Raw genomic sequence first — 24,859 nt, forward strand, 5'->3', positions numbered from 1 at the left:
CCAGCTGCGCACACCAATTTCACGAGTCGCCCGAAATGAATGGCGCTCGAATCAATCCGGCTCGGGAGGATGTGCATGTCGGATATCGCAATTGTCGGCATCGGTTGCCGTTTTGCAGGCGGAATCGACTCACCGGACACTTTCTGGGATTTCGTCCTGGACAAGCGCGACGGTGTCGTCGAGATGCCCGCGGACCGATGGGACTACCGCCGCTACTACGACCCGGAGCCCCGCACTCCCGGCCGCAGCTACACCAAGCACGGCGCCTTCATGACCACCGATCCGTGGGAGTTCGACCCGGACTTCTTCGGCATCTCGCCGCGCGAGGCCACGGTGCTCGACCCGCAGCAGCGGCTCATGCTCGAGGTCACCTGGGAGGCGCTGGACGACGCCGGGATCGCGCGGCACGCGGCAGGCGGCTCGGTCGGTGTGTACGTGGGCGGCTTCGTGGTGGACCAGTCGGTGATCGGCGTGGTCGGCCCCGCGCTCTTCCACACCGATATGCACACCCCGGCCAGCGCCTCGTACACGATGCTCTCCAATCGGATCGCCTACGCGCTCAACCTGGTCGGGCCCGCCATCACCGTGGACACGGCGTGCTCGTCGTCGCTGGTCGCCTTCCACCTGGCCTGCCAGGCGCTCACCAACGGCGACTGCGACGTGGCGCTGGCCGGCGGCGTGAACGTCATGCTGCAGCCGGAGACCTTCGTCCTCATGTGCAAGGGCGGCTTCCTCGCCACCGACGGCCGCTGCAAGTCCTTCGACGCCTCGGCCGACGGCTACGGCCGCGGTGAGGGCGCGGGCATGGTGGCGCTGAAGAAGCTGGACGACGCGGTGCGCGACGGCGACCGGATCTACGCCGTGGTCAAGGCCACCGGCTCGAACCAGGACGGCCGCACCACCGCCATCACCGTGCCGAACGTGGATTCCCAGGAGTCGCTGGCCCGCCAGGTGTGCGTGCGCTCCGGGCTGGCCCCGGAGTCGATCACCTACGTGGAGGCGCACGGCACCGGCACCCTGGTCGGCGACCCGGTCGAACTGCGCGCGCTGGGGCGGGTCTTCGGCGCCCCCTCCGGCCGCACCGAATCGCTCGGCGTCGGCTCGGTGAAGTCGACCATCGGGCACACCGAGGCCGCCGCGGGTGTCGCCAGCGTGATCAAGGCCGCGCTGGCCATCAAGCACCGCACGATCCCGCCGCAGGGCTGGATCGAGAAGCCCAACCCGGACATCCCCTTCGACGAGCTGGGGCTGCACGTCCAGACCGAGGCCGAGCCGCTGCCCGCCGACGCCCCGCCGATGTCGATCGCGGTCAACGGCTTCGGCTACGGCGGCACCAACGCGCACGCGATTCTGCAGGAGTACCGCCCGGCGACCGTGGTCGAGCCTGCGCGCGAGCCCAAGCACTACGGCGTGCTGCCCATCTCGGCCCGCGGCACCGCCGCGGCCCGCGCGCTGGCGGGCCGCTTCGCCGACCTGATCACCGGCGGCGCCGACCCGGCCCGGCTGGCCGAGGCGGCCTGGACCCGGATGGCACACCACCAGCACCGCACCGGCATGCTGCTCGGCGACACCGACGACCTGGTGCGCGAGCTGCGCGCCTTCGCGGGCGGCGAGGGCAGGGACGCGGTGCGCACCATCGTGGCCCGCACCACCGAGCCGGTTTTCGTCTTCTCCGGCATGGGCCCGCAGTGGTGGGGCATGGCGCGCGAACTGCTCGGCACCGAGGGCGCCTTCGCCGAGGCGGCGAAGGAGATCGATGACGAGTTCCGCGCGCTCGCGGGCTGGTCGATCATCGAGGAGCTGCTGAAGCCCGAGGAGGAGTCGCGGGTCAGCGCCACCGAGGTGGCGCAGCCGGCGAACTTCCTCGTGCAGGTGGCGCTTGTGCGCGAGCTGGCGCAGTACGGCATCGCGCCCGCCGCCATCGTCGGGCACAGCGTGGGCGAGGTCTCCGCGGCCTACGTCAGCGGGGTGCTCTCGCTGCGCGACGCCGTGCTGGTGGCCTACCACCGCGCCCGGCTGCAGGCCACCACGGCCGGCACCGGCGGCATGCTGGCCGTCGGGCTCAGCGCCGACCAGGCCCGCGAGCTGGTGGAGAACGACCCGCGGGTGGATATCGCCGCCATCAACAGCGCGACCTCGCTCACCCTCTCCGGCGACGCCGACCGGCTGGACGAGATCGCCGAGAAGCTCACCGAGGACGGCGTTTTCGCGCGCCGCCTGCGGGTCGAGGTGCCTTACCACAGCCGCCTCATGGACCCGATCCTGGACGAGCTGCGCATGGTGCTCGCCCAGCTCGATCCGCAGCAGCCCGCGATCCCGCTCTACTCCTCGGTCACCGGTACCGAGGTGACCGGCCCGGACTGGGGCGCCGAGTACTGGTGCGCCAATGTGCGCGAGCCGGTGCGCTTCGCCGACGCCATCGCGAAGCTGATCGCCGAGCGGCGGGTGTTCCTCGAGGTCGGGCCGCACCCGGTGCTCTCCGGCAATATCCGGGAGATCCTGCTCGGCGCCGACGTGAACGGCACCACCGTCCCGACGCTCGACCGCAAGCAGCCCGACTCGGAGAGCGTGCGCCGCACCCTCATCGGGCTCTACGGCGCGGGCGTGCTCGACCTGGATGCCCTGTTCCCGGCCGAGGACGCCACGGTTCCGCACACCCCGCTGCCGCGCTACCCGTGGCAGCGCACCCGGCTGCACTCCGCGCTCCCGCTCTTCGAGCAGGCCCGGCTCGGCACGCCGGGCGGCTACGCCATGCTCGGCGACCCGGACGTCGAGGGCAGGCCGGACTACCTGCTGCAGGTCGGCACCGAGCTGCTGCCCTGGCTGGCCGACCACGTGGTCAACAACATCAAGATCATGCCGGGCGCGGCCTACCTGGACGCGGCGCTCAGCGCCACCGCCAAGCGGCTCGGCGTGGACCGGGTCGCGCTGGAGCAGGTGCGCTTCGTCGCCCCGCTCATCATGGGCCAGCCGGACACCCCGCTGCTCGCGCTGACCATCGAGGAGGCCAGCGGCCGCTTCGTCATCCGCTCCCGCTCGGCCACCGGCACCGCGTGGACGCTGCACGCCACCGGCCGCACGCTCACCGGCAGCCACCGGCAGACCAAGGTCGAGGTGCCGGAGATCACGGTCGGCGTCGACGTCGACCCGGCCATGTTCTACACCGGGCTGGCCGCCGCCGGGCTGCAGTACGGCCCGGCCTTCCGGCGGGTGCTCACCGCGCGCGTCGGAAAGGACACGGTGGTCGCCACCGTGGACGGCTCGATCGCGGCCGGCTCCGGCCACCTCGCGCACCCGGCGGTGGTGGACGCCGCCATGCAGACCGCGGCGCTGCTCTTCGCCGAGTCCCGCATCGACGAGGGCACGCTGGTGCCGGTCGGGGTCGCGGCGGCGCGCATGGTCGCGCCGCTGCCGGAGCGGGTCACCGTGGTCGCCAGGCGCGACCCCAAGGCCAGGCTGCGCGCCGACGTCGACCTGCTGGACGACGACCACAACCTGGTCATGCGGCTGAGCGGGCTGCAGATCGGCGCGCTCACCCCCGGCCAGGACCCCCTGCGCCGGATGGCCGACTTCTTCTACGTCGAGACCATGGAGCAGCGCGACCCGCTCGACCCCACCGCGCTGCCGCAGGATTCGGTCAGCACCGTGGTGGTCGCGCTCGGCGGCACCAACAGCCGCGCCGAGGCGCTGGCCGAGGCGGTGCCCGGCGCCAGGCTGCACCTGGCCGGGCTGCCCGGCGAGGAGCCGGCCGCGGGGCTCGCCGACACCCTCGCGGCCGCCCGCGCCGACGGCACCGAGCGGCTGCACGTGGTTGTCGTGGCGGGCAAGGTCGAGGACGATGTCGCCGACCTCTGGACGCTGGAGCAGGTCGCGGTCGCCATCGACGCCTTCGCGCACCCGGCCGAGGCCGAGCAGCAGGGCCCGGGCAGCGTCTTCGGCGACGGCGAGTGCCACGTCACGCTGGTCACCGAGCGCGCCTTCGCCATCCCGGACGACCCGGCGCTGCCGGACACCAGGCAGGCCGCGCTCGCCGGTGCCCGCCGCGTGCTGCTCAACGAGCAGACCACGCTGCGCTGGCGGCTCATCGACGTCGAGCCGGCCACCGAGACCGCCGATCTGCTGACCGAGCTGGCCGTCCCCGGTGCCTTCTGGAACGACAACCTGGACGAGGTCGCGCTGCGCTCCGGCACCCGCTGGGCCCCGCTGGTGACCAAGCCGCTCCCGGACCGCCTGGAGGCGCTCGACACCGCGGCCCCGCTCACCGACCCGGAGGCCAACTTCGCCCTGGAGATGCCGCGCACGCGGGTGCTCTCCGGGCTGGCCTGGCGCGAGTGCCCGCGGCCGGAGCCGGGCGCCGACCAGATCGAGGTCCGGATGAAGGTCATCGGGCTGAACTACAAGGACCCGCTCAAGGTGATCGGGCTGCTCGGCGAGCGCGAGCTGGCCCCCACCTACTTCGGTACCGTGCCCGGCATGGAGGGCGTGGGCGAGGTGGTGCGGGTCGGCTCCGGCATCACCGATATCGCCGTCGGCGACCAGGTCGCCATCGCCACCAAGGGCATGATGCAGCGCTACGTGCTGACCGACCGGAATCGGGCCATCCCGCTGCCGCCGGACGCCGACCCCGGCTACTGCACCAGCACCATCGCCTTCGGCACCGCCGAGTACGCGCTGCACGACCTGGCCCGGATCGAGCCGGGCGAGTGGGTGCTGATCCACGGCGCCGCCGGCGGCGTCGGCACCGCGGCCATCCAGGTCGCCAAGGATCGCGGGGCACGGATCATCGGCACCGCGAGCACCGACGAGCGCCGGGCGCACGTGCTCGAGCTCGGCGCCGACCACGCCATCGACTCCAGGTCGCTGAACTTCGTGGACGACGTCCTGGAGATCACCGGCGGCAAGGGCGTCGAGGTGGTGCTGAGCAGCGCGCCCGGCGAGATCCTGCGGCAGAACTTCAACGCGGTGGCCGAGTTCGGCCGCATCGTCGAGGTGGGCAAGGCCGACATCTACACCGGCGGCCTGCTGGAGCTGGCCAACTTCGACAAGAACGTGGCCTACTTCTCCATGGACCTGGACCGCCTGGTCGCCCAGGACGCGCAGCGGCTCATCGCGCTGCTGCAGCGGGTCTACGAGAAGGTGCTGGCGGGCACCTACACCCCGCTCCCCTACCGGTCCTTCGAGACCGACGAGGTGGCGAGCGCCTTCGAGGAGACCATCCGCTCCACCGGGCTGCGCCGGATCGCGCTGCGCATCGACTCCCCGCTGCCCGCGGTTCGGCCGTACCTGCCGGAGGTCGAGTTCGACGCGGCCGGAACGTATCTGGTGACCGGCGGCTTCGGCGGCTTCGGCATGGCGCTCGGGCGCTGGCTCGCGCTGCGCGGCGTGCGCAGGCTGGTGCTGATCAGCCGCAGCGGCCCGACCACCGACGAGGCGCACCGGCAGCTCGAGGCCTGGGAGGCCGCTGGGGTCGAGGTGATCGACGAGCGAGCCGACATCACCGACGCCGGCGCGGTCGCGGCCATCGTGGCGCGGGCGCACACCGCCGAGCACCCGCTGCGCGGGGTGTTCCACGCGGCGGGTTCGGTGGCGGACAACCGGCTGGCCGCCATGACCTACCGGGAACTGGACATCGTGTACCGGCCCAAGGTGCACGGCGCCCGGGTGCTGCACCAGGCGGTGGCGGATGCCGGGATCACCCTGGACATGTTCGTGCTCTGCTCCTCCGGCGGCTCCATGTACGGCATCTACGGCCAGTACAACTACTGCGCCGCCAATGTCGCGGTGGAGACCATGGCGCAGGAGTGGGCGCGAGGCGGCGAGCGGGCGCTCTGCATCGGCTGGGGCCACCTCTCCGGCGCCACCGGCGGCATGGCGGCCGACGAGACCGCGGCCAAGTACCTCGACCTGGTCGGCTTCGACCCGCTCGACATGGCCGACGCCACCGCCTACCTGGAGCAGACGCTGCGCCTCGGCGACCCGCGCGCCGGGATCATCCCGACCGACTGGGGCAAGCTCACCGGCACCTTCCCGCAGCTCACCCGGACCGGCCGCACCATCGCGCTGGCCCAGGTCTCGGCGAAGGACACCTCGGAGCTGGCGCAGCTGCGCGCCGAGGTGGCCGCGATCGAGGAGGGCAAGCGTGGCGCCTTCGTCGCCCGCAAGATGGCCGAGGAGCTCGCGGTCGTCATGGGGGTGCCGGTGGAGTCCATCGACATGACGGTTCCGGTGCCCGAGCTGGGGCTGGACTCGCTCATGGCGGTGGAGCTCGGCGCCCGCGTCACCAAGACGCTCGGCATCGACCTGATGTCGCTGCAGATGGGGCGCTCGTTCAGCCTGGAGCAGGCCGGGCCGAAGGTGGCCGAGCTGATCCTGGCCGCGGAGACGGCGAACGGCGGCGGGCTTGACCCGTCCACGCTGATCGCCGAGGCCGCGGCCGAGCCGGTGCCGGTGGGCGCGCCATCGTGACCGGCACCCGTCGAAACGAGGTTGCAGCATGGTCGAATTCGGCCTGATCGACGACTGGGCACCGGCGCCGGGCCGGCTGACCACCTGGACCGCGGCACCGGAGTCGGTGGCGCGGGCCGGGCGGGCGCCTGCCCACCCGGCCCCGCCCTCGCACCAGCAGGAGCAGTACCTGAAGGCCGCCGCGCAGCACGCCGCGGCGGAGTTCCGCTACTCCGGGCTCTGCCTGGTGACCGCGGAGATCCCCACCGGCGAGCTGAACCGGGAGGCCATGACCACCGCGGTCAATGCCTTCCTGCAGCGGCACGACACCTTCCGTACCTGGTTCCGGATCGAGGGCGGGAACATCCAGCGGCACCTGGTGCCCGCGGAGGACGTGGAGTTCGTCCCGATCGAGCACGGCCGGGTCGACGATCCGGCCACCGTCCGGGAGCACGTGCAGAAGACCACGCCCGGCCCGTTCGAGTGGGACTGCTTCACCTTCGGCGCGATCGAGCGGGCGGAGTCGACCACCGTCTACCTCGCCGTCGACCACCTGCACACCGACGGCTTCGGGCAGTACCTCTCCGGCTTCGACCTCGCCATGCTCTACACCCGCGAGGTCTGGCCGGACGCCCCGCAGATGCTGGAACCGGCCGCCAGCTACCTGGCCTACTGCACCGCCGAGCGGGCCTTCACCGGGCAGATGTCGCTGACCTCGCCCGGCGTGCGCAAGTGGCTGGAGCTGATCCGCGGCAACGAGGGCAGGCTGCCGTCCTTCCCGCTGGAGCTGGGGAAGCGCTCGGACGTCTACAACCGCAGCGCGCACCGCACCGTCACGCTCTTCGACGAGGACACCGCCGTCCGTTTCGAAGAGCGCTGCCGGGCCAATGGCGCCGAGTTCGTCGGCGGCATCTTCGCCGCCGCCGCGCTGGTCGAGCGGGAGCTGATCGACAGCGACTACTACTTCGGCATGACCCCGGTGAGCACGCGGAGCAGCCTCGCGGAGCGGGCCTCGGTCGGCTGGTACGTGACGCTGCTCCCGGTCGCCTTCCCGCTCGGCGCCACCTCCTTCGACCGGGTGGTCAAGCTGGCCCAGCACGCCTACGAGAACGGGCTCCGGCTGGCGCCCACCTCGTTCCAGCGGGTGGTCGAGCTGCTGCCCGCCGACTCCGACCTGGACCTCGAGCCCGGCTGGTCCTGCCCCATGATCTCCTTCGTCGACGCGCGGGAGCTGCTCGGCAACGAGTTCTTCGACGCGGCATCGGCCGGGCTCTACGCCAATCGCGCCGCCTCGGAGCAGGTGCTCATCTGGATCAACCGGCTGGCCACCGAGACCACGCTGAGCGTCATCTACCCGGACACCCCGGTGGCGCACGAATCGGTGCAGCGGTATGTCACGGTATTGCGGCGCGTCTTCGAAACGGCGGCGAAGGAGAAGTCTTGATCGACACCGTGTTCCGCGACCCCGGCATCCCGGACGGGGAGAAATCGGTCTACACCGTGCGGGTGGCCAACCAGCCCGCCGCGCTGGAGCTGGTCAATGCGATCGGGCACGACCGCGACGGGTACCGGTCGATCACCCAGGTCGGCTCCGGCGACTTCGCGGTGACCGTCGAGCAGCGCTTCCAGCGCGTCGGCGACCGGCTCAGGGCCGCCAGCTACCGGGCCGAGACCAGGTCCGGCGGCACCGTGGTGAGCCGGGAGGAGGCGAACTTCGTCGGCACCACGCACCTGCAGTTCGGCGGCGGGATCGCGCCCTTCCCGGCCGACCTCATGCCGCTGGCAGGCGGGCTCACCCTGCTCCGCGGGCTCGACTTCGCCGAGGGCATGGAGGAGGAACTCGCACTCTGGCTGGCCTTCTCGGTGCACGTGCCGGTAACCGCCAGGGTGGAGCAGCGCGCCGTCATCGAGGTGGGGGCCGGTGAGGTGGAGTGCTGGCAGGTGCGGCTGCGGCCGCGGCTCTCCGGGTTGAACGCGCTGCTGGAGAAGATGCTCAGCGGGTTCCTTCCGCCCGCGGTGGCGCATATCGAGGTGGCGGCGCCGCACCGGATGATCCGCTTCGGGTTCCCCACCGGGCCCATGCCGTGGGATCCGCGCGGGACCATGGAGCTGGTCTCGTAGTTCGTTTCCTGTTCGCGACCCCGCACCGGCCGAGCCGATGCGGGGTTTCGGCATTCCCAGGTTTGAACCCGGCACCCGGGGCAGACCAACGCCTGCGCCCGGAATCGCAACCAAGCTCCTGCCGCTTATGGCCGCCGGCGTCCAGGTCCCACCGTGACCGGCAGCTCAGAACTCGTCGCGCACCGGCTCTCACCGGTTACCTCGTACTCGAGGTGAATAGTCCCAGTTCAGCGGGAGCTTTTCCGAATGCCGCTGACCGCTACCTCGAGGAACCGTGCCCGCGAACTCAGGAGTGCTTCGCGGACCTCGCACAGTTCGGGTTTGGGACACCGGAACCAGTGGCGAGTGCGAAATTGTAGTTCCGCCATGCCGCTTCGTACTCCGCCCGCACTCGCCCCGGTGGCGTCTCGCTCCGGGGCTCCGTCGCGGTCGTGGGGGGTGGTCGAACGTTGCATTCGTGACCTGCTTCCGGTCGTCGTTGTCGGTGGGCCAGAACACGAGTCCGAGAAGCGTCACCACGCCGGGGAGGAGGAGCACGAGGGTCCAGAGGATCACGCGGCGTCGTTCCCGTCTGCCGGAGGCGGGCCGGTGGCGATCAGCGCTTCGCGGGCAGCGCGTTCACAGGAGATACAGCCTTTCGTTCGGGAGCCGCCGCAGGTCGGCGCTCGGATTGCCGCTCAGCGCAGCGCGCATGTCGGCGCGGCCTGTCGATTCGCGGATGAAAGTCGTCGCGGCAGTGAGGCAAGCGCGGTACCGGAGTTCGACGTTTCCGAGCCCGGTGCCGACCGTCACCGACACACGGACATCCGGCTCATCGGGAGCCGGAGACTGATCGGTCATGGCTCCACCTCCGAGCGCTCCCCCTGGCGAAGCGCTTGCCTCAGCCGGAACAGCAGTTCGAGACGCGCGAGCACGTCGAGCGGAGCGAGCGGCACCGGTCGAACCGGCACGCTGCTCGGTGTGCGAGTAGGCAGAGTTGTCGGCACGTCCCCTCCAGGTCCGTTGGTGGGCACCGGTGCCGGGGAGCGAGTCAACCCGGCACCGGAAGCCTGTTCAGGACCGTACGAAGCCGAACCTATGCCCGTCCACGCTTATGCTTCAAAATGCTCCAACCCCGATTACCTATGGCAATGCCGGAATCTCTGAGCCATCATCGAATGAGCGTGAGCATTCTTGCGCATTCGGCTGAGGGAAGGGCAGACCGTGAACATACGATTCCTGGGCAAGGGTGGTACGACCGGCGGCGGGTGCCCGTCGCTGTACGCCACCGATAGAGGTACCTACCTGGCGCAGGGCTGGCGGACGGGGGCTCCGGAGCGGATCGAGATCCCACACCTTCTGCTCGGTTTCGCCGAGCCGGACACCTACGTCGGGGCCGCGATGACCGACACAGGGCGGGGTACGTTCACGCTCACCGGGAAGCCGGTGACCGACCCAGCGACGCTGGCAAAGATGGACATCTACCCCGGAGAAACGGTGGTGGAAGTCCCACGGATGACAAGGGAGTTCTACGGCAATGCTGCTGGTTGAGGGTGAGGACTTCCTAGACCTGTTCCGCGCCGCCAAGCGCGAAGCGTTCCACCTGGAGAACTCGGACATCTACGAGACGCCGGACGAGTCCGAACCGCTCCGGAAGTTCCTCGCCGGTGAACCCGATGACTACCAGTGGTTCACGCCGTGGATGGACCACGTTCGGGAGACCACAGCGCGGGGTGTCTCGGTTCGTCGTGCTCGGATCGTCACCGAGCCCCACACGGACTACACCCGGTTCGCGAAAGCCGTTGCCCGGCTCAACGAAGAGGCCGGGGAAGACGTTCGGTACGCCGGCCGGCATCTGTTCGAACCGCACCCGGTCCGCTCTCCCGACTGGTGGTTGTTCGACGGAGGGACCCTCGCCTACACGGTGTTCGAACCATCCGGCCGCTGGGCTGGCGCCGCGGTCACCACCGACCCGGTGTTGGTCGAGTACGCGCAGGGGACGAGAGAACTCGTCTGGTCATTGGCTACGCCCCTCCGGAGCTACGCCGCACAGTGACCACCCCACCCGATGAGGCGAAGGAGGCGCTGGGCAAGCGCCTTCGAGAACTACGCCTCAATGCTGAGCTGACCGGCACAGAACTTGCGAACCGTGCCGGTTGGCATCAGTCCAAAGTCTCCAAGGTGGAGCGCGGAAAGACCATGCCCACGGATACTGACATACGCGCGTGGTGCCTGCACACCAACTCCGAGGACCACATACCGGACCTGATAGCGACCATTCGCGATATCGACAGCGCTTATCTCGAATGGCGTCGGGTGCTCGGCACTGGCACGAAGAAGCGCCAGGAAGCACAGGTAAAGCTCGAAGCCGGAACCGAGTTCATGCGCTGGTATGAGCCGTTCCTCATCCCGGGACTTCTTCAGACGGCGGAGTACGCCGAGGAGATTATGCGTAACGTCATCGGCTTCTACGGAATAACCGATGACCTCGACGAAGGCGTATCCAAACGGCTCGAAAGACAGCAGATTCTCTATCGCAAGAATCATCGGTTTCACTTCCTGGTCTCCGAGCAAGCTCTTTACACGACGGTCGGAGACGACCAGATAATGATCGGCCAGCTTGACCGACTGTTAGCCGTGATCGGTATGCCGCGGGTGACCTTCGGAATCGTTCCCGCTCAGAGTCGGTACAAGGTCTTCATCTCGAACATGATCATGTTCGACAATCGGCTTGTGATGGTTGAAGGTCTGACTGCTGAGCTGACCATTACTCAGCCCCGAGAAGTCGCACAATACGGCCGGGCATTCAACACCCTTGCCGAACAGGCACTGACTGGAGACAGAGCCAGGGAACTGATACGGATCGCTCTGGCTGAGCGATCCGTGAACGGCGAAGAGAATCTCGCCTAACCGCGACGAATGACCGCCCACACCTGCACTATGTGCGGTGCGACCGAGCGTCAGACCCGGCGGCCGGTGTAGGCGAGTAACCGCAGGTGGCCGGGGGCGTCGTCGGCGACCGGCACGGCCGCGTCGAACCACCCCGGCCGCCGGTACGGATCCAGCCCACCCGCCTCGACGACGGCATCCAGCAGGGCGGCACAGAGCGCGTCGTCGGCGAGGTCGGTCCGCCCGGCGGCCAGCGCCAGATCGGTCCCGTGCACCGTGAGCTCCAACAGATGCGCGAGCGCCGCGCTCGGGCCGGGCAGCTCGCCGAGCGGCGTCGGCACCGCGCCTTCCAGCGCGTCCGGACGACTCCAGGCGGCGCGATCGAGTTCGGCAGCGGTGGCGAAGGCGCCGTGCGGGTCGGAGCCGAGCACGTCGGCGGGCAGCTCCGCGTCGGCGGTGATGTCGCTGAGCGCGGCTACCGCGCCGTAGATCACCCGGACCAGGTGTTCGAGCAGGGTGTGCACGTCCCAGTCGGCGCAGAGCGTGGGCGCGCCGAGCGATCCGGGTTCCAGCGCCGCGACCGCGGCACCCGCGGTATCGAGGGCGCGGTCGATGGCGGCGACCACCGTCTCCGTCTCGATGCGGCCGATCGCGGGGTCCTGCACACGGTTCATGGGAATCCTTCTGGTCGATCGAGGCGATGCTGCCCGGAATACACATCGCTCACCAATGGAAACCCGAAATTGTGCGGCGCGCACCGAACAGCCGCCCGGGTTGACAAGGCAGGCCGGGATTGTCGGTCAGCCGGACCCCTCGCGCCGCTTTCCACCGGACTCCGGCTCGGTGCGGGTGATGCCGTGCTCGGTGCCGTCGTCGGCCTCCTGATCCGGCTCCGGATGCTCCGGCTCGAAGGTCGCGGGCAGGTTCTTGATGTGCCGGTTCATCGACCGGATCAGCAGGAACGTCCCGGCCAGCAGCACCAGCACGATGATCAGCCCGAGCGGCGACGCCTTGCCGAACTCCGGCCCGGTCGGCGTGCCCGGCGTCTGCGCGAGCACCGCCGTCACGAGCGGTAGCGCGGACATCACCGGTGCTCGTCCCCGATCCCGGCGAACAGGTCGTTCTCCGGGAGCGCGGTCTTGACCCTGGTCTGCGCGAGTTCGAACTCCTCGGTCGGCCAGACCCGGCGCTGCAGCTCCAGCGGGATGGCGAAGAAGGCGCCGTTCGGGTCGATCTGGGTGGCGTGCGCGAGCAGCGCGCCGTCGCGCTGCGGGAAGTACTCGGCGCACTCGATCTGGGTGGTCACCCGCGACATCACGTCGCCGCGCTCCACCGCGTACTTGCGCGAGCGGTCCAGCCACTCCTGCAGCGGGAAGGGCTCGTCCAGCCGCTCGTACTCCTCGGCGAAGAGCTCCAGCCTGCGCAGGCTGAACCCGTGGTTGTAGTAGAGCTTGAGCGGGGTCCACGGCGCGCCGGCGTCCGGGAACCGCTCCGGGTCGCCCGCCGCCTCGAACGCCGCCACCGAGACCTCGTAGCACCGGATGTGATCCGGGTGCGGGTACCCGCCGGTCTCGTCGTAGGTGGTCATGACGTGCGGCCGGAACTCGCGCACCACCCGGACCAGCGCCTCGGTCGCCTCCTCCAGCGGCACGAGTGCGAAGCTGCCCTCCGGCAGCGGCGGCGGCGGATCGCCCTCGGGCAGCCCGGAATCCACGAAGCCGAGCCAGGTCTGCCGCACCCCGAGCGCGGCCGCGGCGGCGGCCATCTCCTCGCGCCGGATCTCGTGAATCCGCTCCAGTACCCCCGGGGTGTCCATGGCCGGGTTGAGAATGCTGCCCGCCTCACCACCGGTCAGCGTGACGACGAGTACCTCGTTGCCCTCGGCGGCGTACTTGGCCGTCGTCGCCGCGCCCTTGGAGGACTCGTCGTCGGGGTGCGCGTGCACCGCCATCAGCCGGAGCCCGCTCACGTCCTGTTCACTCCGTCGCTCACCCTGTACCTCGCGCTCTCCGCCGTCTTGTCCTCGGTGCCGTGGGCGTCCGATCCTCGCTTCCCTATAGTTCCATCCAGACCCCTCTGTATTCCGACCCACCCCCGGGAGCACCGAGACCATGACCGAGCCGGAAGCGCGCGCCGACGCCGCGCGGGACGAGCAGCGCCGCGCCGCCCGCCGCGCCGAGCGCTACGGCACGCGGCGCGGCGTCGGCCCCGGCCGCCGGATCGCGGCCGTGCTCGGCGTGCTGGTCGTCGCCGCCGGGGTCGGCATCGGCTTCCTGGGATACCAGAAGTTCGGGCCGAAGGATGTCGAGGCCGAGCAGCTCGGCTACGTCATCGTCGACGATTCCACCCTCGACCTGCGGATCAAGGTGACCAGGGACGATCCGTCGCAGCCGGTGGTCTGCATCGTCCGGGCGATGTCGCGCGACGGCGAGGAGACCGGGCGGCGCGAGGTGCTCGTGCTGCCGTCGGAGAGCGGCACGGTCGAGGTCGGTACGCAGATCCGCTCCTCGGCGCGGCCCGCCTCCGGCAGCGTCTACGCCTGCTCGACTACCGTTCCGGGGTACCTGCGCGCGGATTGAGCCGCGCAAAATCGACTTGACCTGCATATTTGTGAGTCATGCTAAAATGGCCTGACACACGGTTCCGGAACCCGGAGCCGTGTTTGCTGCATTGGCGGCCAACGCGGTGGATTCCGGAGCGCACGACACCCCTGGCGATCGCGTCCAGCCGTCGGCCGATGCGTGCCCGCCTGCCCCGGTGGGTACAGCAGCGGTGTTCAGGGAATCCCGGCGCGCCGGGAACAACTACTAGGGAGTGATCGAGATGACCGAGAATGTGACCTGGCTGACCCAGGAGTCGCACGACAGGCTCAAGAGCGAACTCGACGCGCTCATCGCCAACCGTCCGGTCATCGCCGCCGAGATCAACGAGCGCCGCGAGGAAGGCGATCTCAAGGAGAACGGCGGGTACCACGCGGCGCGGGAGGAGCAGGGCCAGCAGGAGGCCCGCATCCGGCAGCTGCAGGAGCTGCTGAACAACGCCAAGGTCGGCGTCGCGCCGACCAAGTCCGGCGTCGCGCTGCCCGGCTCGGTGGTCAAGGTCTACTACGACGGTGACGAGACCGACACCGAGACCTTCCTCATCGCCACCCGCGAGGAGGGGCTCGGCCACTCCGACCTGGAGACCTACTCGCCGAACTCGCCGCTCGGCGGCGCGCTCATCGACGCCAAGGTCGGCGAGACCAGGGAGTACACGCTGCCCAACGGCAACACCATGAAGGTGACGCTGGTCAGCGCGGAGCCCTACCACAGCTGAGCCGCCTGAACAGCAGCGGCCGCACTCGGAGATCGAGTGCGGCCGCTGCTTCATGTCTCCGGTACCCCTACCGCGCGAGCGCCTGCTCGACGTCGGCGAGCAGATCGGCGGCGTCCTCGATGCCGACCGAGAGCCGCACCAGGTCGGCGGGGACCTCCAGCTGCGACCCCGCGGTGGAGGCGTGCGTCATGGCGCCCGGGTGCTCGATCAGCGATTCGATCCCGCCCAGCGACTCGGCCAGGGTGAAGACCTCGGTTCCGGCGCAGAAGCGGCGCGCCGCCGCCTCGCCGCCGTGCAGCCGCACCGAGAGCATCCCGCCGAAGCGCCGCATCTGCTTGGCCGCCACGCCGTGCCCGGCGTGCTCGGGCAGGCCGGGGTAGATGACGGTGGAGACGGCCGGGTGCCGGGCGAGGAACTCGGCGATCAGCTCGGCATTGTCGCAGTGCCGCTCCATGCGCAGCGCCAGCGTCTTGGCGCCGCGCAGCGTGAGGTAGGCGTCGAACGGGCCCGGCACCGCGCCCGCGCCGTTCTGCAGGAAGGCGAACTTCTCGTCGGTCTCGGCGTCGTCGGTGATCAGCGCGCCGCCGATCACGTCGGAGTGCCCGCCCAGGTACTTGGTGGTGGAGTGCAGCACGATGTCCGCGCCCAGGGGCAGCGGGGTCTGCAGGTACGGGGTGGCGAAGGTGTTGTCGACCACCAGCTTGGCGCCCGCGGTGTGCGCCACGTCGGCGAGCGCCGGGATGTCACCGATGGTGAGCAGCGGGTTGGTGGGGGTCTCGACCCAGATCAGCTTGGTGTTCGGGCGCACGGCGGCGCGGACGGCGTCCAGGTCGGCGATGTGCGCGGGCGAGTGCTCGATGCCCCACTGGGTGAACACCTTGTCGATCAGCCGGAAGGTGCCGCCGTAGGCGTCGTCGGGGATGACGATGTGGTCGCCGGGGCGCAGCAGCGCGCGCAGCGCACAGTCGGTCGCGGCCATCCCGGAGGCGAAGGCGCGGCCGTACCGGCCGAGCTCGAGGGCGGCGAGATTGGCCTCCAGCGCGGTGCGGGTGGGGTTGCCGGTGCGGGCGTACTCGTATCCGCCGCGCAACCCTCCCACCCCGTCCTGGGCGAAGGTCGAACTCGCGTAGATGGGCACGTTCACCGCGCCGGTCTGCGGGTCCGGCTCGAACCCGGCGTGCACGGCGCGGGTGGAGAATCCCAGCTCGCTCATGGCCCCAGCCTAGAACCGGCCACCGGCGTCGCATTCCCGGGGGGTGCGTCCGCCCGCCTCGTTACGCTGACCGGCATGGCGCCCGACACACCCGTGACCCTGGACGAATTGTTCGCGACCGATGCCCTGCTGCAGCCGGAGGAGCGGGAGATCCGCGACACCGTCGCCGCCTTCGCGGCCAGGCGGCTGCGCCCGCACGTCGCCGGCTGGTTCGAGGCGGGCACCTTCCCGGCCCGGGAACTCGCCCCCGAGCTGGGCGAGCTCGGGCTGCTCGGCATGCACCTGGATGGCTACGGCTGCGCCGGGCTCTCCGCCACCGCCTACGGCCTTGCCTGCCAGGAACTCGAGGCGGTCGACTCCGGCATCCGCAGCATGGTCTCGGTGCAGGGCTCGCTGGCCATGACCGCCATCCACCGCTACGGCTCCGAGGAGCAGAAGCAGCACTGGCTACCCGGGATGGCCGCGGGTGAGCTGCTCGGCTGCTTCGGGCTGACCGAACCGGACTTCGGCTCCAACCCCGGCGGCATGCGCACCCGCGCCAAGCGGGACGGCGACGACTGGGTGCTGGACGGGTCCAAGATGTGGATCACCAATGGCTCGGTCGCCGATGTCGCGGTGGTCTGGGCCTACACCGACCCCGAGGAGGCGGGCGGGCGGCCCGTGGTGCGCGGCTTCCTCGTCCCCACCGACGCCCCCGGCTTCGTGGCCAGGGAGATGCACCGCAAGCTCTCGCTGCGCGCCTCCATCACCGCCGAGCTGAACTTCGACGGGGTGCGGCTGCCCGCCGACGCGGTGCTGCCCGGCTCGCGCGGGCTCTCCTCGCCACTGGCCTGCCTGGGCGAGGCGCGCTTCGGCATCGTCTTCGGCGCGCTCGGCGCGGCCCGCGACTGCCTCGCCGCGGCGATCGAGTACTCGCGCAGCCGTGAGGTTTTCGACAAGCCGCTGGCCGCCTACCAGCTCACCCAGGCGAAACTCGCCGACCTGGCGCTGGAGTACGGCAAGGGGCAGCTGCTCGCCATCCACCTCGGGCGGCTCAAGGACCGCGGCGAGCTCACCCCGGAGCAGGTGAGCGCGGGCAAGCTGAACAGCACGCGGGAGGCGATCGCCATCGCCCGCGAGTGCCGGACCATCCTGGGGGCCAACGGGATCACGCTCGACTACCCGGTGCTGCGGCACGCCAACAACCTGGAGTCGGTGCTCACCTACGAGGGCACCGCGGAGGTGCACCAGCTCACCCTCGGGAAGGCCCTCACCGGCAGCAATGCCTTCCGCTGAGCACAGTGTTACGAAGCGTCATCGCGGAGCCACCCGGCGGTCACCCGATGGCCGGGAATTTCCCGCATCCTGGAACGACCTTGCTCCACCGGTCGTTCCAGGAGGTGCACCATGTGCACACAGCCGCTCGCTGTCCCCGCCGCCCCGGGAGGCTCCGATGCCCGATGCTGAACTCCCGGACCGCCGAGAACTGCTGGCCGCCTTCGCTTCTGCCGACGAAGCGGGCGACGACCCGGTGACCCGCTCGGCCGCCGTGCTCGCCGAGCTGCACCGGCGGCGGCACCGCGATCCGCTGGCGGCCGCCGGGATCGATTGCCGCCGTGCCGAACTCGTCGCCGCCGTGGACCGCTGGGCGGGCGCCGCCCGGCCCGCCCGCGTGCGCGGCATCTCACTCGGCGCGCTGCTCGACCGGATGGCGGCGGCGCACGTGCACGCCGACCACCTGCTGCACCACTGCGAACAGGTCTCCGACACCAGGGTGCACGCCGCCTGGTATCGGCTGGCCACGCTCGCCGACGAGTGGAGCGACCTGATCGCGGGCTACCTGCCCGAGCGCGCGTCGGCGGGCACCCGCTGACGGCAGGGCGCTACCCGGGCGCGGGCCGGCGGCACCGGCCCTACTTGCCGATCGCGCCGACGCTGAGGAACCCGAGCAGGTCGTGCCTGGTGATGACGCCGACCGGCTTGCCCTCCTCGACCACCATGAGCGCGTCGGTCTCGGAGAGCGCCTTGGTGGCGGCCGAGATCGGCTCGCCCGCGCCGATCAGCGGGAACGAGGGGCTCATGTGCTGCGCCACCGAGTCGGTGAGGTGCGCCCGCCCCTCGAAGACCGCGGAGAGCAGGTCGCGCTCGGAGACGCTGCCCGCCACCTCGCCCGCCATCACCGGCGGCTCGGCGCCGACCACCGGCATCTGCGAGACGCCGTACTCGCGCAGGATCTCGATGGCGTCGCGCAGCGTCTCGGAGGGGTGCGTGTGCACCAGGTCGGGCAGCGCGCCGGACTTGCCGCGCAGCACGTCGCCGACGAGCGGCTCGGCCGCACCGTCCAGCCGCTCGCGCAGGAAGCCGTAGGAGCTCATCCACTGGTCGTTGAAGATCTTGGAGAGGTAGCCGCGGCCGCCGTCCGGCAGCAGCACCACCACGACGGCCTCCGGGTCGCGCCTGGCCACCTCGATGGCGGCGACCACCGCCATGCCGCAGGAGCCGCCGACGAGCAGCCCCTCCTCGCGGGCCAGCCGCCTGGTCATGTCGAAGGAGTCGGCGTCGGAGACCGCGATGATCTCGTCCGCCACCGCCGGGTCGTAGGCCGATGGCCAGAAGTCCTCGCCGACGCCCTCGACCAGGTAGGGCCGCCCGGTGCCGCCGGAGTAGACCGAGCCCTCCGGGTCGGCGCCGATCACCCGCACCCGGCCTTCGGACACATCCTTGAGGTAGCGGCCCGCGCCGGTGATGGTGCCGCCGGTGCCGACGCCGGCGACGAAGTGCGTGATCTTGCCCTCGGTGTCGGCCCAGATCTCCGGGCCGGTGGTCTCGTAGTGGCTCTGCGGCCCACCGGGATTGGAGTACTGGTCCGGCTTCCAGGCCCCGTCGATCTCGCGCACCAGCCGGTCCGAGACGCTGTAGTAGCTGTCCGGATGCTCGGGCGGGACGGCGGTCGGGCAGACCACCACCTCGGCGCCGTAGGCGCGCAGCACGTTGCGCTTGTCCTCGCTCACCTTGTCCGGGCAGACGAAGACGCACTGGTAGCCGCGCTGCTGCGCCACCAGCGCCAGCCCGACGCCGGTGTTCCCCGACGTCGGCTCGACGATGGTGCCGCCGGGCCGCAACTCGCCGGACTGCTCGGCGGCCTCGATCATCTTGACCGCGATCCGGTCCTTCGAGCTGCCGCCCGGGTTCAGGTACTCGACCTTGGCCGCGACCAGCCCCGCGTTCGGACCGACCACCGAGTTCAACCGGACCAGCGGGGTATTGCCGATGAGGTCGACGACGTGCTCAGCGATGCGCATAGCTCCATCGTTGCAGAAGCCGCCGAACCCTGCTTCTCCGCATTCCGCTCAGCGCCGGGGCACCTGGCTGAGCAGGTCGTCCACCGACATTCCCAGCTCGCGCGCCACCGGCTCGGCGCCGCGGGCCGCCAGCAGCGTGCCGATGGCGTGCCCCGGCGAGGTGGCCGCCACCAGCGCCGCGAACTCCGGGCCGAGGATCCCGGCCAGCCGCTGCGCCAGCACCGCCGCCCGCGCGGATTCATCCACCGTCCGGTGCGCGCGGTCCCGCACGGCCGCCGCCCGCTCCGGCGGGACCCGCGCGATCACCGCCCTGGCCTGCGCGGTCCCGAACGACGACGCCGCGAGCAGCGTCTCCATGCTGTCCGGCGCCGCGGCAGGGGTGTGGTCGTTCCTCGTCCTCTTCGGCATGGTCACTCCTTCCCTGGAGACGGCCGATCCACGGCTCCCGCGTGCGCAGCGTCGCCCAGCGCCGCTCCACGGCGCGGGCCGACGCCGCGCCGAACAGCTCGGCGATCTCCGCGTGCGAGTATCCGCAGACCTTCCCCCAGACGATGTTCCGGTCGGCTTGTGGCAACCGGAGCAGGTATTCGCGCAGCACCGCGCGGTCGGCGACCAGGCGGGCCGGGTCGGCGGCCTGCTCCGGTTCCGGCCGGAGCGCGGCGAGCGTCAGCTGGTGCCTCGCCTCCGCGCGCCGGTACTTCTTCAGCTCGTTGACGAACGCGATCGCGCATTTCGCCGCGAACCAGGTCTTCAGGCTCGCCCCCCGATCGGGGCGCCAGCCGGTGCCCGCCCGCGACTCCGCGCGGAAGGCGAAGAGCGCCTCCGCCACCGCGAGGTCGACGAACTCGGCACGGAACTCACGGTCGCGCAGGAAGCGCGCGCTCTCCTCGGCGCCGAGCGTGAGCGGCACCCCGGCGGCCGCCGCCCTGCGGGCGATCTCGCCGGTGGCCAGCCAGGCGCCGAGCACCCCGATGCCGTACCGGCAGACCTCGGTCGCGAAGCGATCCCAGGACGGCCCGGCGAAACCATCGGCGCGCAGCGCCGCGAAGAGCGCGCCGTCGCCCGGCGGGCCGGGACCGTAGGCGCTCCTGCCGACCGGTTCTGTGGTCATGGCATTCCTTACCTTTCTTCTCGGGTGCTGTAAGCCACTGGCTGCCATAGGCTTTGCAGCACCCGGGAGCGCCGGGTATGGCTTTCATGGTCGTGCCCTCGATGGCTCAGGGGGATTGGCCGCCCGGCGCTCCGCGACGACTCGACCGCTGATTGAGATACGCGACCCGATCGCTTCGTAAGGACACGACGGCGCAGTCGTCTGCGGGACAACTCGGCAGAGCGGAAACGACGGGAGTGGCTGTGCAACAACTGTGGGCTGGAGTAGACGCTGGGAAATCGGCTCACCACTGCGTCGTCATCGACGCCGACGGCAAACGACTGCTGTCGCGACGGGTGATCAACGATGAACAACAGCTCGGCGAGCTCCTCGCCGCGGTCACCACGCTGGCCGGAAACTCGGACCTGACCTGGGCGATCGACCTCAACCACGGTGGCGCGGCTCTGCTCATCGCGATGCTGGCAGACCGTGATCAGCGCCTGCTCTACATACCCGGCCGAACCGTGCACTGGGCCTCGGGAACCTACCGCGGCGACGGCAAGACCGACGCGAAAGACGCCGCGATCATCGCCGACCAGGCCCGGATGCGCCGAGACCTGCAACCGTTGCGCATCGGTGACGAAACCGCGACCGAGCTGCGGATCCTCACCTCCCGGCGCACCGATCTGGGCTGCGACCGGACCAGGGCGATCAACCGGTTGCGCGCCCAGCTGCTCGAATACTTCCCCGCTCTGGAGCGAGCGTTCGACCTGCGTGCGAGCAAAGCGGCGTTGATCCTGCTCACCGGCTACCAAACCCCCGACGGCATCCGCCGTATCGGCGAGGACCGGCTGGCGGCCTGGCTGCGCGAGCACGGCGCCCGTGTCAGCGCTCGCGTCGCCGCGACCGCTGTCGCCGCCGCGAGCGCCCAGCACACCACCGTGGTCGGGGAGCGACTGGCCGCGGCGATGGTTGCGCGTCTGGCGAAGGAGGTGATGGACCTCGACATCGAGATCAGCGAGATCGACGCGATGATCGAGGCCCGATTTCGCCGCCACCGGCACGCCGCGACCATCCTGAGCATGCCCGGATTCGGTGTCCTGCTGGGCGCGGAGTTCCTGGCCGCGACCGGCGGGGACATGACCGCCTTCGCCAGCGTCGACCGCCTCGCCGGGGTCGCCGGCCTGGCCCCGGTTCCGCGCGATTCCGGCCGCGTGAGCGGCAACCTGCGACGGCCACGCCGCTACGACCGGCGATTGTTGCGGGCCTGCTACCTCGCCGCCCAGGTCGCGATCATCCACGACCCGGTCTCGCGGACCTACTACCAGCGCAAAAGAACCGAGGGCAAGAACCACACCCAAGCTGTCATCGCGCTGGCCCGCCGCCGTCTCAACGTGTTGTGGGCAATGATGCGAACCGACACCCCATACCGGCCCGAAATCAGGGCCGTCGCGGCTTGACAACATCATTGAGATTCCCCCTTTCCGGAGTATGCGGGGTTGTAGGCGGCTACGCGCCGGAATCCCCCCGCCCGCCGCGGGCCAGTTGCCCGGCGAGCGTGCAGCCGCCGGTGAACAGCGCGACCGCGGCGGCCCAGTCGCCGTGCGCGGCGCTCGCCACGGCGAGCCCGGCCGAGGTCAGGAAGACCAGCACCGGCACGGTGGGGGCCCCGGGGCGCCCGCCGTCGCCGGACGGTTTCGTGGTGTCGGGGTTCATCAGTCCGCTCCTCGCTCGAGTGGCTCGTACCCGGTTGTAGGCGCGCCGGTCCCGCCGTCCCCGGCACCCCGGTGCCGACTGGCCCTAGGATCGGCGGCATGAGGAAGCTCACCATCGCCCGCGCCGCCACCGTCCTGGCCGGGGCCGCCGTGGCGACGACGCTCGGGGCCGGGGCGCAGGCCACCGCGGCCACCGTCGAGTTCCCGCAGGTGCCGACGCTGGCGCGCGGCGGGCTGTGCTGGACCAGCGTGCGCACCTGGGCCGACACCAGCCCGCAGTATCCGGGCCGGGCGATCCTGAACATGCGGGCCGAGCCGGTCTCCGGGGTCGGGCCGGGGCTCTACCCGTTCGCCCCGCTCTGCGAGGTCCGCACCACCATCGCGTGGCGCAACCTGAACACCGGCGCGGCGGGGGCGTACGAGAACCTGGTGGTCACCGGGATCTACGGCAGCATCCAGTACGCGCTCTTCCAGGACACCGGTCCGGGGCGCATCGAGGTCACGGTGACCACGGACAACGCGAGCGTCCCTGCCCGCGGCAGCTTCGACGTCGCGGGCTGAGGGCACCCGCCACCTGTCATCCGGACAAGCCGGTAACGCCACCCGGTTTGTAGAATGCGCAAGCGTGGGTGTACCTCGCATGGGTTGGCGTACCGCCGCGGCGACGGGACTGGGCGCGGTGCTCGCCGGCTCCGGCGCGGGCACGGCCTGGTGGTTCGGGTACCGCGTGCTGATGGCGCAGGCGGGCGCGGCACGCGGCGTGATCGGCCGGGACAGCTCCAAACCGCCGGAGGCCGACGGCATCTACGCCCCGGGGGGCGAGCCGCCGCAGCGCTACCGCGCGGGCCGCGAATCCGACCTGCACCTGATGATCTTCGGCGACTCCACCGCCGCCGGGCTCGGCGCGCTGAGCGCCGAGGAGGTGCCCGGCGTGCGGCTGGCCCGCGGCCTCGCCGAGGCCACCGGCAAGCGCATCCGGCTGAGCACGAAGGCCATCTCCGGCGCCACCTCGAAGGGGCTGGCCGGCCAGGTGGACGCCATGTTCGTGGCGGGCCCGCCGCCGGACGCCGCCGTCATCCTGGTCGGCGCGAACGACGTCACCAAGAAGCACTCCATTCGCGCCTCGGCCGCCCGGCTCTGCGCCGCGGTGACCCGGCTGCGCGAGGCGGACAGCGTCGTCGTGGTCGGCACCTGCCCCAATCTCGGCATCGTCACCGCCATCGCGCAGCCGCTGCGCGCGGTGGTGGAGAACTGGAGCATCCGGCTGGCACGGGCGCAGGCCGCCGCCACCCGCGCCGCAGGCGGCCACCCGGTGCCGATGGGCAACCTGCTGGCGCCGCGGTTCCGCGCGGCTCCGGAGCTGCTCTTCGCCGCCGACGGCTTCCACCCCTCGGCCGCCGGCTACGAACTGGCCGCCGAGCACCTGCTGCCCGCGCTGCTGAGCGCGCTCGGCGTCGAGGCCGGGCTGCTGCACCAGGCCGAGGCGCCGCGCGCCCCCGCGCCCGGCACGGATCACATTCCCGACCGGGCCGGCGCCACGTAGATTTCTACCGGCGAGTAACCGCATTCGCACCACGACAAAGGAGTCCACATGCCCGAGGCCGTCATCGTTTCGACCGCGCGCTCCCCGATCGGCCGGGCCCGCAAGGGCTCGCTGGTGGACCTGCGCCCGGACGACCTCACGACCCAGGTCGTGCGCGCCGCGCTCGACAAGGTGCCCGCCCTGGATCCGGCCACGATCGACGACCTGATCCTCGGCTGCGGCTCCCCCGGCGGCGAGCAGGGCTTCAATATCGGCCGCGTGGTCGCGGTCCAGCTCGGCTACGACAGCCTGCCCGGCACCACCGTGCACCGCTACTGCGCCTCCTCGCTGCAGTCCACCCGCATGGCGTTCCACGCCATCAAGGCGGGCGAGGGCGACGTGTTCATCTCCGCCGGTGTGGAGACCGTCTCCCGCTACGTGAACGGCTCCGCCGATTCCTGGCCGAACACCCAGAACGGCCTCTTCGCCGAGGCCCAGGCGCGCACCGCCAAGACCGCCGAGGGCGGGGCCGGGATCTGGCACGACCCGCGCGAGGACGGGCTGATCCCGGACGTCTACATCGCCATGGGCCAGACCGCGGAGAACGTCGCCACCGCCACCGGCATCACCCGCGAGGACCAGGACCGCTGGGGCGTGCGCTCGCAGAACCGCGCCGAGCAGGCCATCGCGAACGGCTTCTTCGAGCGCGAGATCACCCCGGTCACCCTGCCCGACGGCACCGTGGTCACCACCGACGACGGCCCGCGCGCCGGCGTCACCTACGAGGCGGTCTCCGGGCTCAAGCCGGTCTTCCGCCCCGACGGCACGGTCACCGCGGGCAACTGCTGCCCGCTCAACGACGGCGCCGCCGCCCTGGTGATCATGAGCGACACCAAGGCCAGGGAGCTGGGGCTGACCCCGCTGGCCCGCATCGTCGCCACCGGCGTCTCCGGGCTCTCCCCGGAGATCATGGGGCTCGGCCCGATCGAGGCGGTCAAGCGCGCGCTCGCCATCGCGGGCAAGACCATCGACGACATCGACCTGGTCGAGATCAACGAGGCCTTCGCCGTCCAGGTGCTCGGCTCGGCCCGCGAGCTGAAGATCGACGAGGACAAGCTGAACGTCTCCGGCGGCGCCATCGCGCTCGGCCACCCGTTCGGCTCGACCGGCGCCCGCATCACCACCACGCTCATCAACAACCTGCAGACCCACGACAAGCAGTTCGGTCTGGAGACCATGTGCGTCGGCGGCGGCCAGGGCATGGCGCTCATCATCGAGCGGCTGAGCTGA

General features: G+C 70.9%; 23 protein-coding genes. 14 read left to right on the forward strand and 9 right to left on the reverse strand.

The window, feature by feature from the left end; translation table 11 throughout:
• Positions 1 to 75: 75 nt before the first annotated feature.
• Genes NH2_RS12790 through NH2_RS12800 form a run of 3 tightly spaced genes read left to right on the forward strand, consistent with a single transcriptional unit; the run spans position 76 to position 8,565 of the window.
• Positions 76 to 6,465: a type I polyketide synthase gene (locus tag NH2_RS12790; RefSeq protein WP_067652997.1), complete on the forward strand. Its 6,390-nt coding sequence runs from the start codon at positions 76 to 78 to the stop codon at positions 6,463 to 6,465.
• 28 nt (positions 6,466 to 6,493) lie between these two features.
• Positions 6,494 to 7,888 (forward strand): condensation domain-containing protein, encoded by a 1,395-nt coding sequence (locus NH2_RS12795; protein ID WP_067652999.1) that lies wholly within the window; start codon positions 6,494 to 6,496, stop codon positions 7,886 to 7,888.
• The gene (locus tag NH2_RS12800) at positions 7,885 to 8,565 is read left to right on the forward strand and encodes a hypothetical protein (RefSeq protein WP_157103744.1); all 681 of its coding nucleotides are present in this window, start codon (positions 7,885 to 7,887) and stop codon (positions 8,563 to 8,565) included. The genes NH2_RS12795 and NH2_RS12800 overlap by 4 nt, the downstream gene beginning before the upstream one ends.
• A gap of 618 nt (positions 8,566 to 9,183) precedes the next feature.
• On the opposite strand, the gene NH2_RS12805 is transcribed toward NH2_RS12800, so the two are convergent.
• Complete coding sequence (locus NH2_RS12805; RefSeq protein ID WP_157103745.1) at positions 9,184 to 9,405, reverse strand: hypothetical protein; 222 nt, start codon at positions 9,403 to 9,405, stop codon at positions 9,184 to 9,186.
• A 363-nt stretch (positions 9,406 to 9,768) separates the two neighbouring features.
• On the opposite strand from NH2_RS12805, the gene NH2_RS12810 reads away from it, so the two are divergent.
• The 3 genes from NH2_RS12810 to NH2_RS12820 are packed head-to-tail and all read left to right on the forward strand — an operon-like array spanning position 9,769 to position 11,454.
• On the forward strand, positions 9,769 to 10,095 hold the full coding sequence (locus NH2_RS12810) for a hypothetical protein (RefSeq protein WP_067653566.1): 327 nt from the start codon (positions 9,769 to 9,771) through the stop codon (positions 10,093 to 10,095).
• Positions 10,082 to 10,600: a DUF6879 family protein gene (locus tag NH2_RS12815; protein WP_067653003.1), complete on the forward strand. Its 519-nt coding sequence runs from the start codon at positions 10,082 to 10,084 to the stop codon at positions 10,598 to 10,600. Before NH2_RS12810 ends, NH2_RS12815 begins: the two co-directional genes overlap by 14 nt.
• Positions 10,597 to 11,454: a helix-turn-helix domain-containing protein gene (locus NH2_RS12820; RefSeq protein WP_067653005.1), complete on the forward strand. Its 858-nt coding sequence runs from the start codon at positions 10,597 to 10,599 to the stop codon at positions 11,452 to 11,454. Before NH2_RS12815 ends, NH2_RS12820 begins: the two co-directional genes overlap by 4 nt.
• Before the next feature lie 50 nt (positions 11,455 to 11,504).
• On the opposite strand, the gene NH2_RS12825 is transcribed toward NH2_RS12820, so the two are convergent.
• The 3 genes from NH2_RS12825 to mca form a co-directional block, all read right to left on the reverse strand.
• Positions 11,505 to 12,107 (reverse strand): TIGR03086 family metal-binding protein, encoded by a 603-nt coding sequence (locus NH2_RS12825; protein WP_067653007.1) that lies wholly within the window; start codon positions 12,105 to 12,107, stop codon positions 11,505 to 11,507.
• Between the two features lie 126 nt (positions 12,108 to 12,233).
• The gene (locus NH2_RS12830; RefSeq protein WP_067653009.1) at positions 12,234 to 12,518 is read right to left on the reverse strand and encodes a hypothetical protein; all 285 of its coding nucleotides are present in this window, start codon (positions 12,516 to 12,518) and stop codon (positions 12,234 to 12,236) included.
• The gene (gene mca, locus NH2_RS12835) at positions 12,518 to 13,384 is read right to left on the reverse strand and encodes a mycothiol conjugate amidase Mca (protein ID WP_067653568.1); all 867 of its coding nucleotides are present in this window, start codon (positions 13,382 to 13,384) and stop codon (positions 12,518 to 12,520) included. Before mca ends, NH2_RS12830 begins: the two co-directional genes overlap by 1 nt.
• Before the next feature lie 160 nt (positions 13,385 to 13,544).
• Between mca and NH2_RS12840 the strand changes: the two genes are divergently transcribed.
• The gene (locus NH2_RS12840; protein WP_067653011.1) at positions 13,545 to 14,012 is read left to right on the forward strand and encodes a DUF4307 domain-containing protein; all 468 of its coding nucleotides are present in this window, start codon (positions 13,545 to 13,547) and stop codon (positions 14,010 to 14,012) included.
• A 244-nt stretch (positions 14,013 to 14,256) separates the two neighbouring features.
• On the forward strand, positions 14,257 to 14,748 hold the full coding sequence (greA, locus tag NH2_RS12845) for a transcription elongation factor GreA (protein ID WP_067653570.1): 492 nt from the start codon (positions 14,257 to 14,259) through the stop codon (positions 14,746 to 14,748).
• Between the two features lie 67 nt (positions 14,749 to 14,815).
• Here the strand turns inward: greA and NH2_RS12850 are convergent, their stop codons facing one another.
• Positions 14,816 to 15,961 carry a cystathionine gamma-synthase gene (locus NH2_RS12850; protein WP_067653013.1) on the reverse strand — a complete coding sequence of 382 codons (1,146 nt, stop codon included), beginning with the start codon at positions 15,959 to 15,961 and terminating at the stop codon, positions 14,816 to 14,818.
• Between the two features lie 75 nt (positions 15,962 to 16,036).
• Here NH2_RS12850 and NH2_RS12855 point away from each other — a divergent pair, with 75 nt between their 5' ends.
• Together NH2_RS12855 and NH2_RS12860 are read left to right on the forward strand one after the other, a co-directional pair.
• Positions 16,037 to 17,236 carry an acyl-CoA dehydrogenase family protein gene (locus NH2_RS12855; RefSeq protein WP_067653015.1) on the forward strand — a complete coding sequence of 400 codons (1,200 nt, stop codon included), beginning with the start codon at positions 16,037 to 16,039 and terminating at the stop codon, positions 17,234 to 17,236.
• 157 nt (positions 17,237 to 17,393) lie between these two features.
• Positions 17,394 to 17,813 carry a hypothetical protein gene (locus NH2_RS12860; protein ID WP_067653017.1) on the forward strand — a complete coding sequence of 140 codons (420 nt, stop codon included), beginning with the start codon at positions 17,394 to 17,396 and terminating at the stop codon, positions 17,811 to 17,813.
• A 40-nt stretch (positions 17,814 to 17,853) separates the two neighbouring features.
• Here NH2_RS12860 and NH2_RS12865 read toward each other — a convergent pair whose 3' ends face one another.
• From NH2_RS12865 to NH2_RS12875, 3 genes are read right to left on the reverse strand one after another with little or no spacing between them, the layout of a single operon-like run.
• Positions 17,854 to 19,242 carry a cystathionine beta-synthase gene (locus NH2_RS12865; protein WP_067653019.1) on the reverse strand — a complete coding sequence of 463 codons (1,389 nt, stop codon included), beginning with the start codon at positions 19,240 to 19,242 and terminating at the stop codon, positions 17,854 to 17,856.
• A gap of 48 nt (positions 19,243 to 19,290) precedes the next feature.
• Positions 19,291 to 19,488 carry a hypothetical protein gene (locus tag NH2_RS29225; protein WP_169811484.1) on the reverse strand — a complete coding sequence of 66 codons (198 nt, stop codon included), beginning with the start codon at positions 19,486 to 19,488 and terminating at the stop codon, positions 19,291 to 19,293.
• Entirely contained in the window at positions 19,481 to 20,353 is an 873-nt protein-coding gene (locus tag NH2_RS12875; protein ID WP_067653022.1) for an RNA polymerase sigma factor, read from the reverse strand. The genes NH2_RS29225 and NH2_RS12875 overlap by 8 nt, the downstream gene beginning before the upstream one ends.
• 236 nt (positions 20,354 to 20,589) lie before the next feature.
• On the opposite strand from NH2_RS12875, the gene NH2_RS12880 reads away from it, so the two are divergent.
• Positions 20,590 to 21,792 (forward strand): IS110 family RNA-guided transposase, encoded by a 1,203-nt coding sequence (locus tag NH2_RS12880; protein ID WP_067653024.1) that lies wholly within the window; start codon positions 20,590 to 20,592, stop codon positions 21,790 to 21,792.
• A 49-nt stretch (positions 21,793 to 21,841) separates the two neighbouring features.
• Here the strand turns inward: NH2_RS12880 and NH2_RS12885 are convergent, their stop codons facing one another.
• Entirely contained in the window at positions 21,842 to 22,048 is a 207-nt protein-coding gene (locus NH2_RS12885; RefSeq protein WP_067653026.1) for a hypothetical protein, read from the reverse strand.
• A 98-nt stretch (positions 22,049 to 22,146) separates the two neighbouring features.
• On the opposite strand from NH2_RS12885, the gene NH2_RS12890 reads away from it, so the two are divergent.
• The 3 genes from NH2_RS12890 to NH2_RS12900 all read left to right on the forward strand — a co-directional run bounded on the left by NH2_RS12890 (position 22,147) and on the right by NH2_RS12900 (position 24,859).
• Positions 22,147 to 22,608, forward strand: coding sequence for a hypothetical protein (locus tag NH2_RS12890; RefSeq protein ID WP_067653028.1), 462 nt, complete (start codon positions 22,147 to 22,149; stop codon positions 22,606 to 22,608).
• Positions 22,609 to 22,687: 79 nt separating this feature from the next.
• Positions 22,688 to 23,590: an SGNH/GDSL hydrolase family protein gene (locus NH2_RS12895; protein WP_084505502.1), complete on the forward strand. Its 903-nt coding sequence runs from the start codon at positions 22,688 to 22,690 to the stop codon at positions 23,588 to 23,590.
• A 48-nt stretch (positions 23,591 to 23,638) separates the two neighbouring features.
• The gene (locus NH2_RS12900) at positions 23,639 to 24,859 is read left to right on the forward strand and encodes an acetyl-CoA C-acetyltransferase (protein WP_067653030.1); all 1,221 of its coding nucleotides are present in this window, start codon (positions 23,639 to 23,641) and stop codon (positions 24,857 to 24,859) included.

The organism is Nocardia harenae NBRC 108248, from assembly GCF_001612885.1.
Classification (GTDB): Bacteria; Actinomycetota; Actinomycetes; order Mycobacteriales; family Mycobacteriaceae; genus Nocardia; species Nocardia harenae.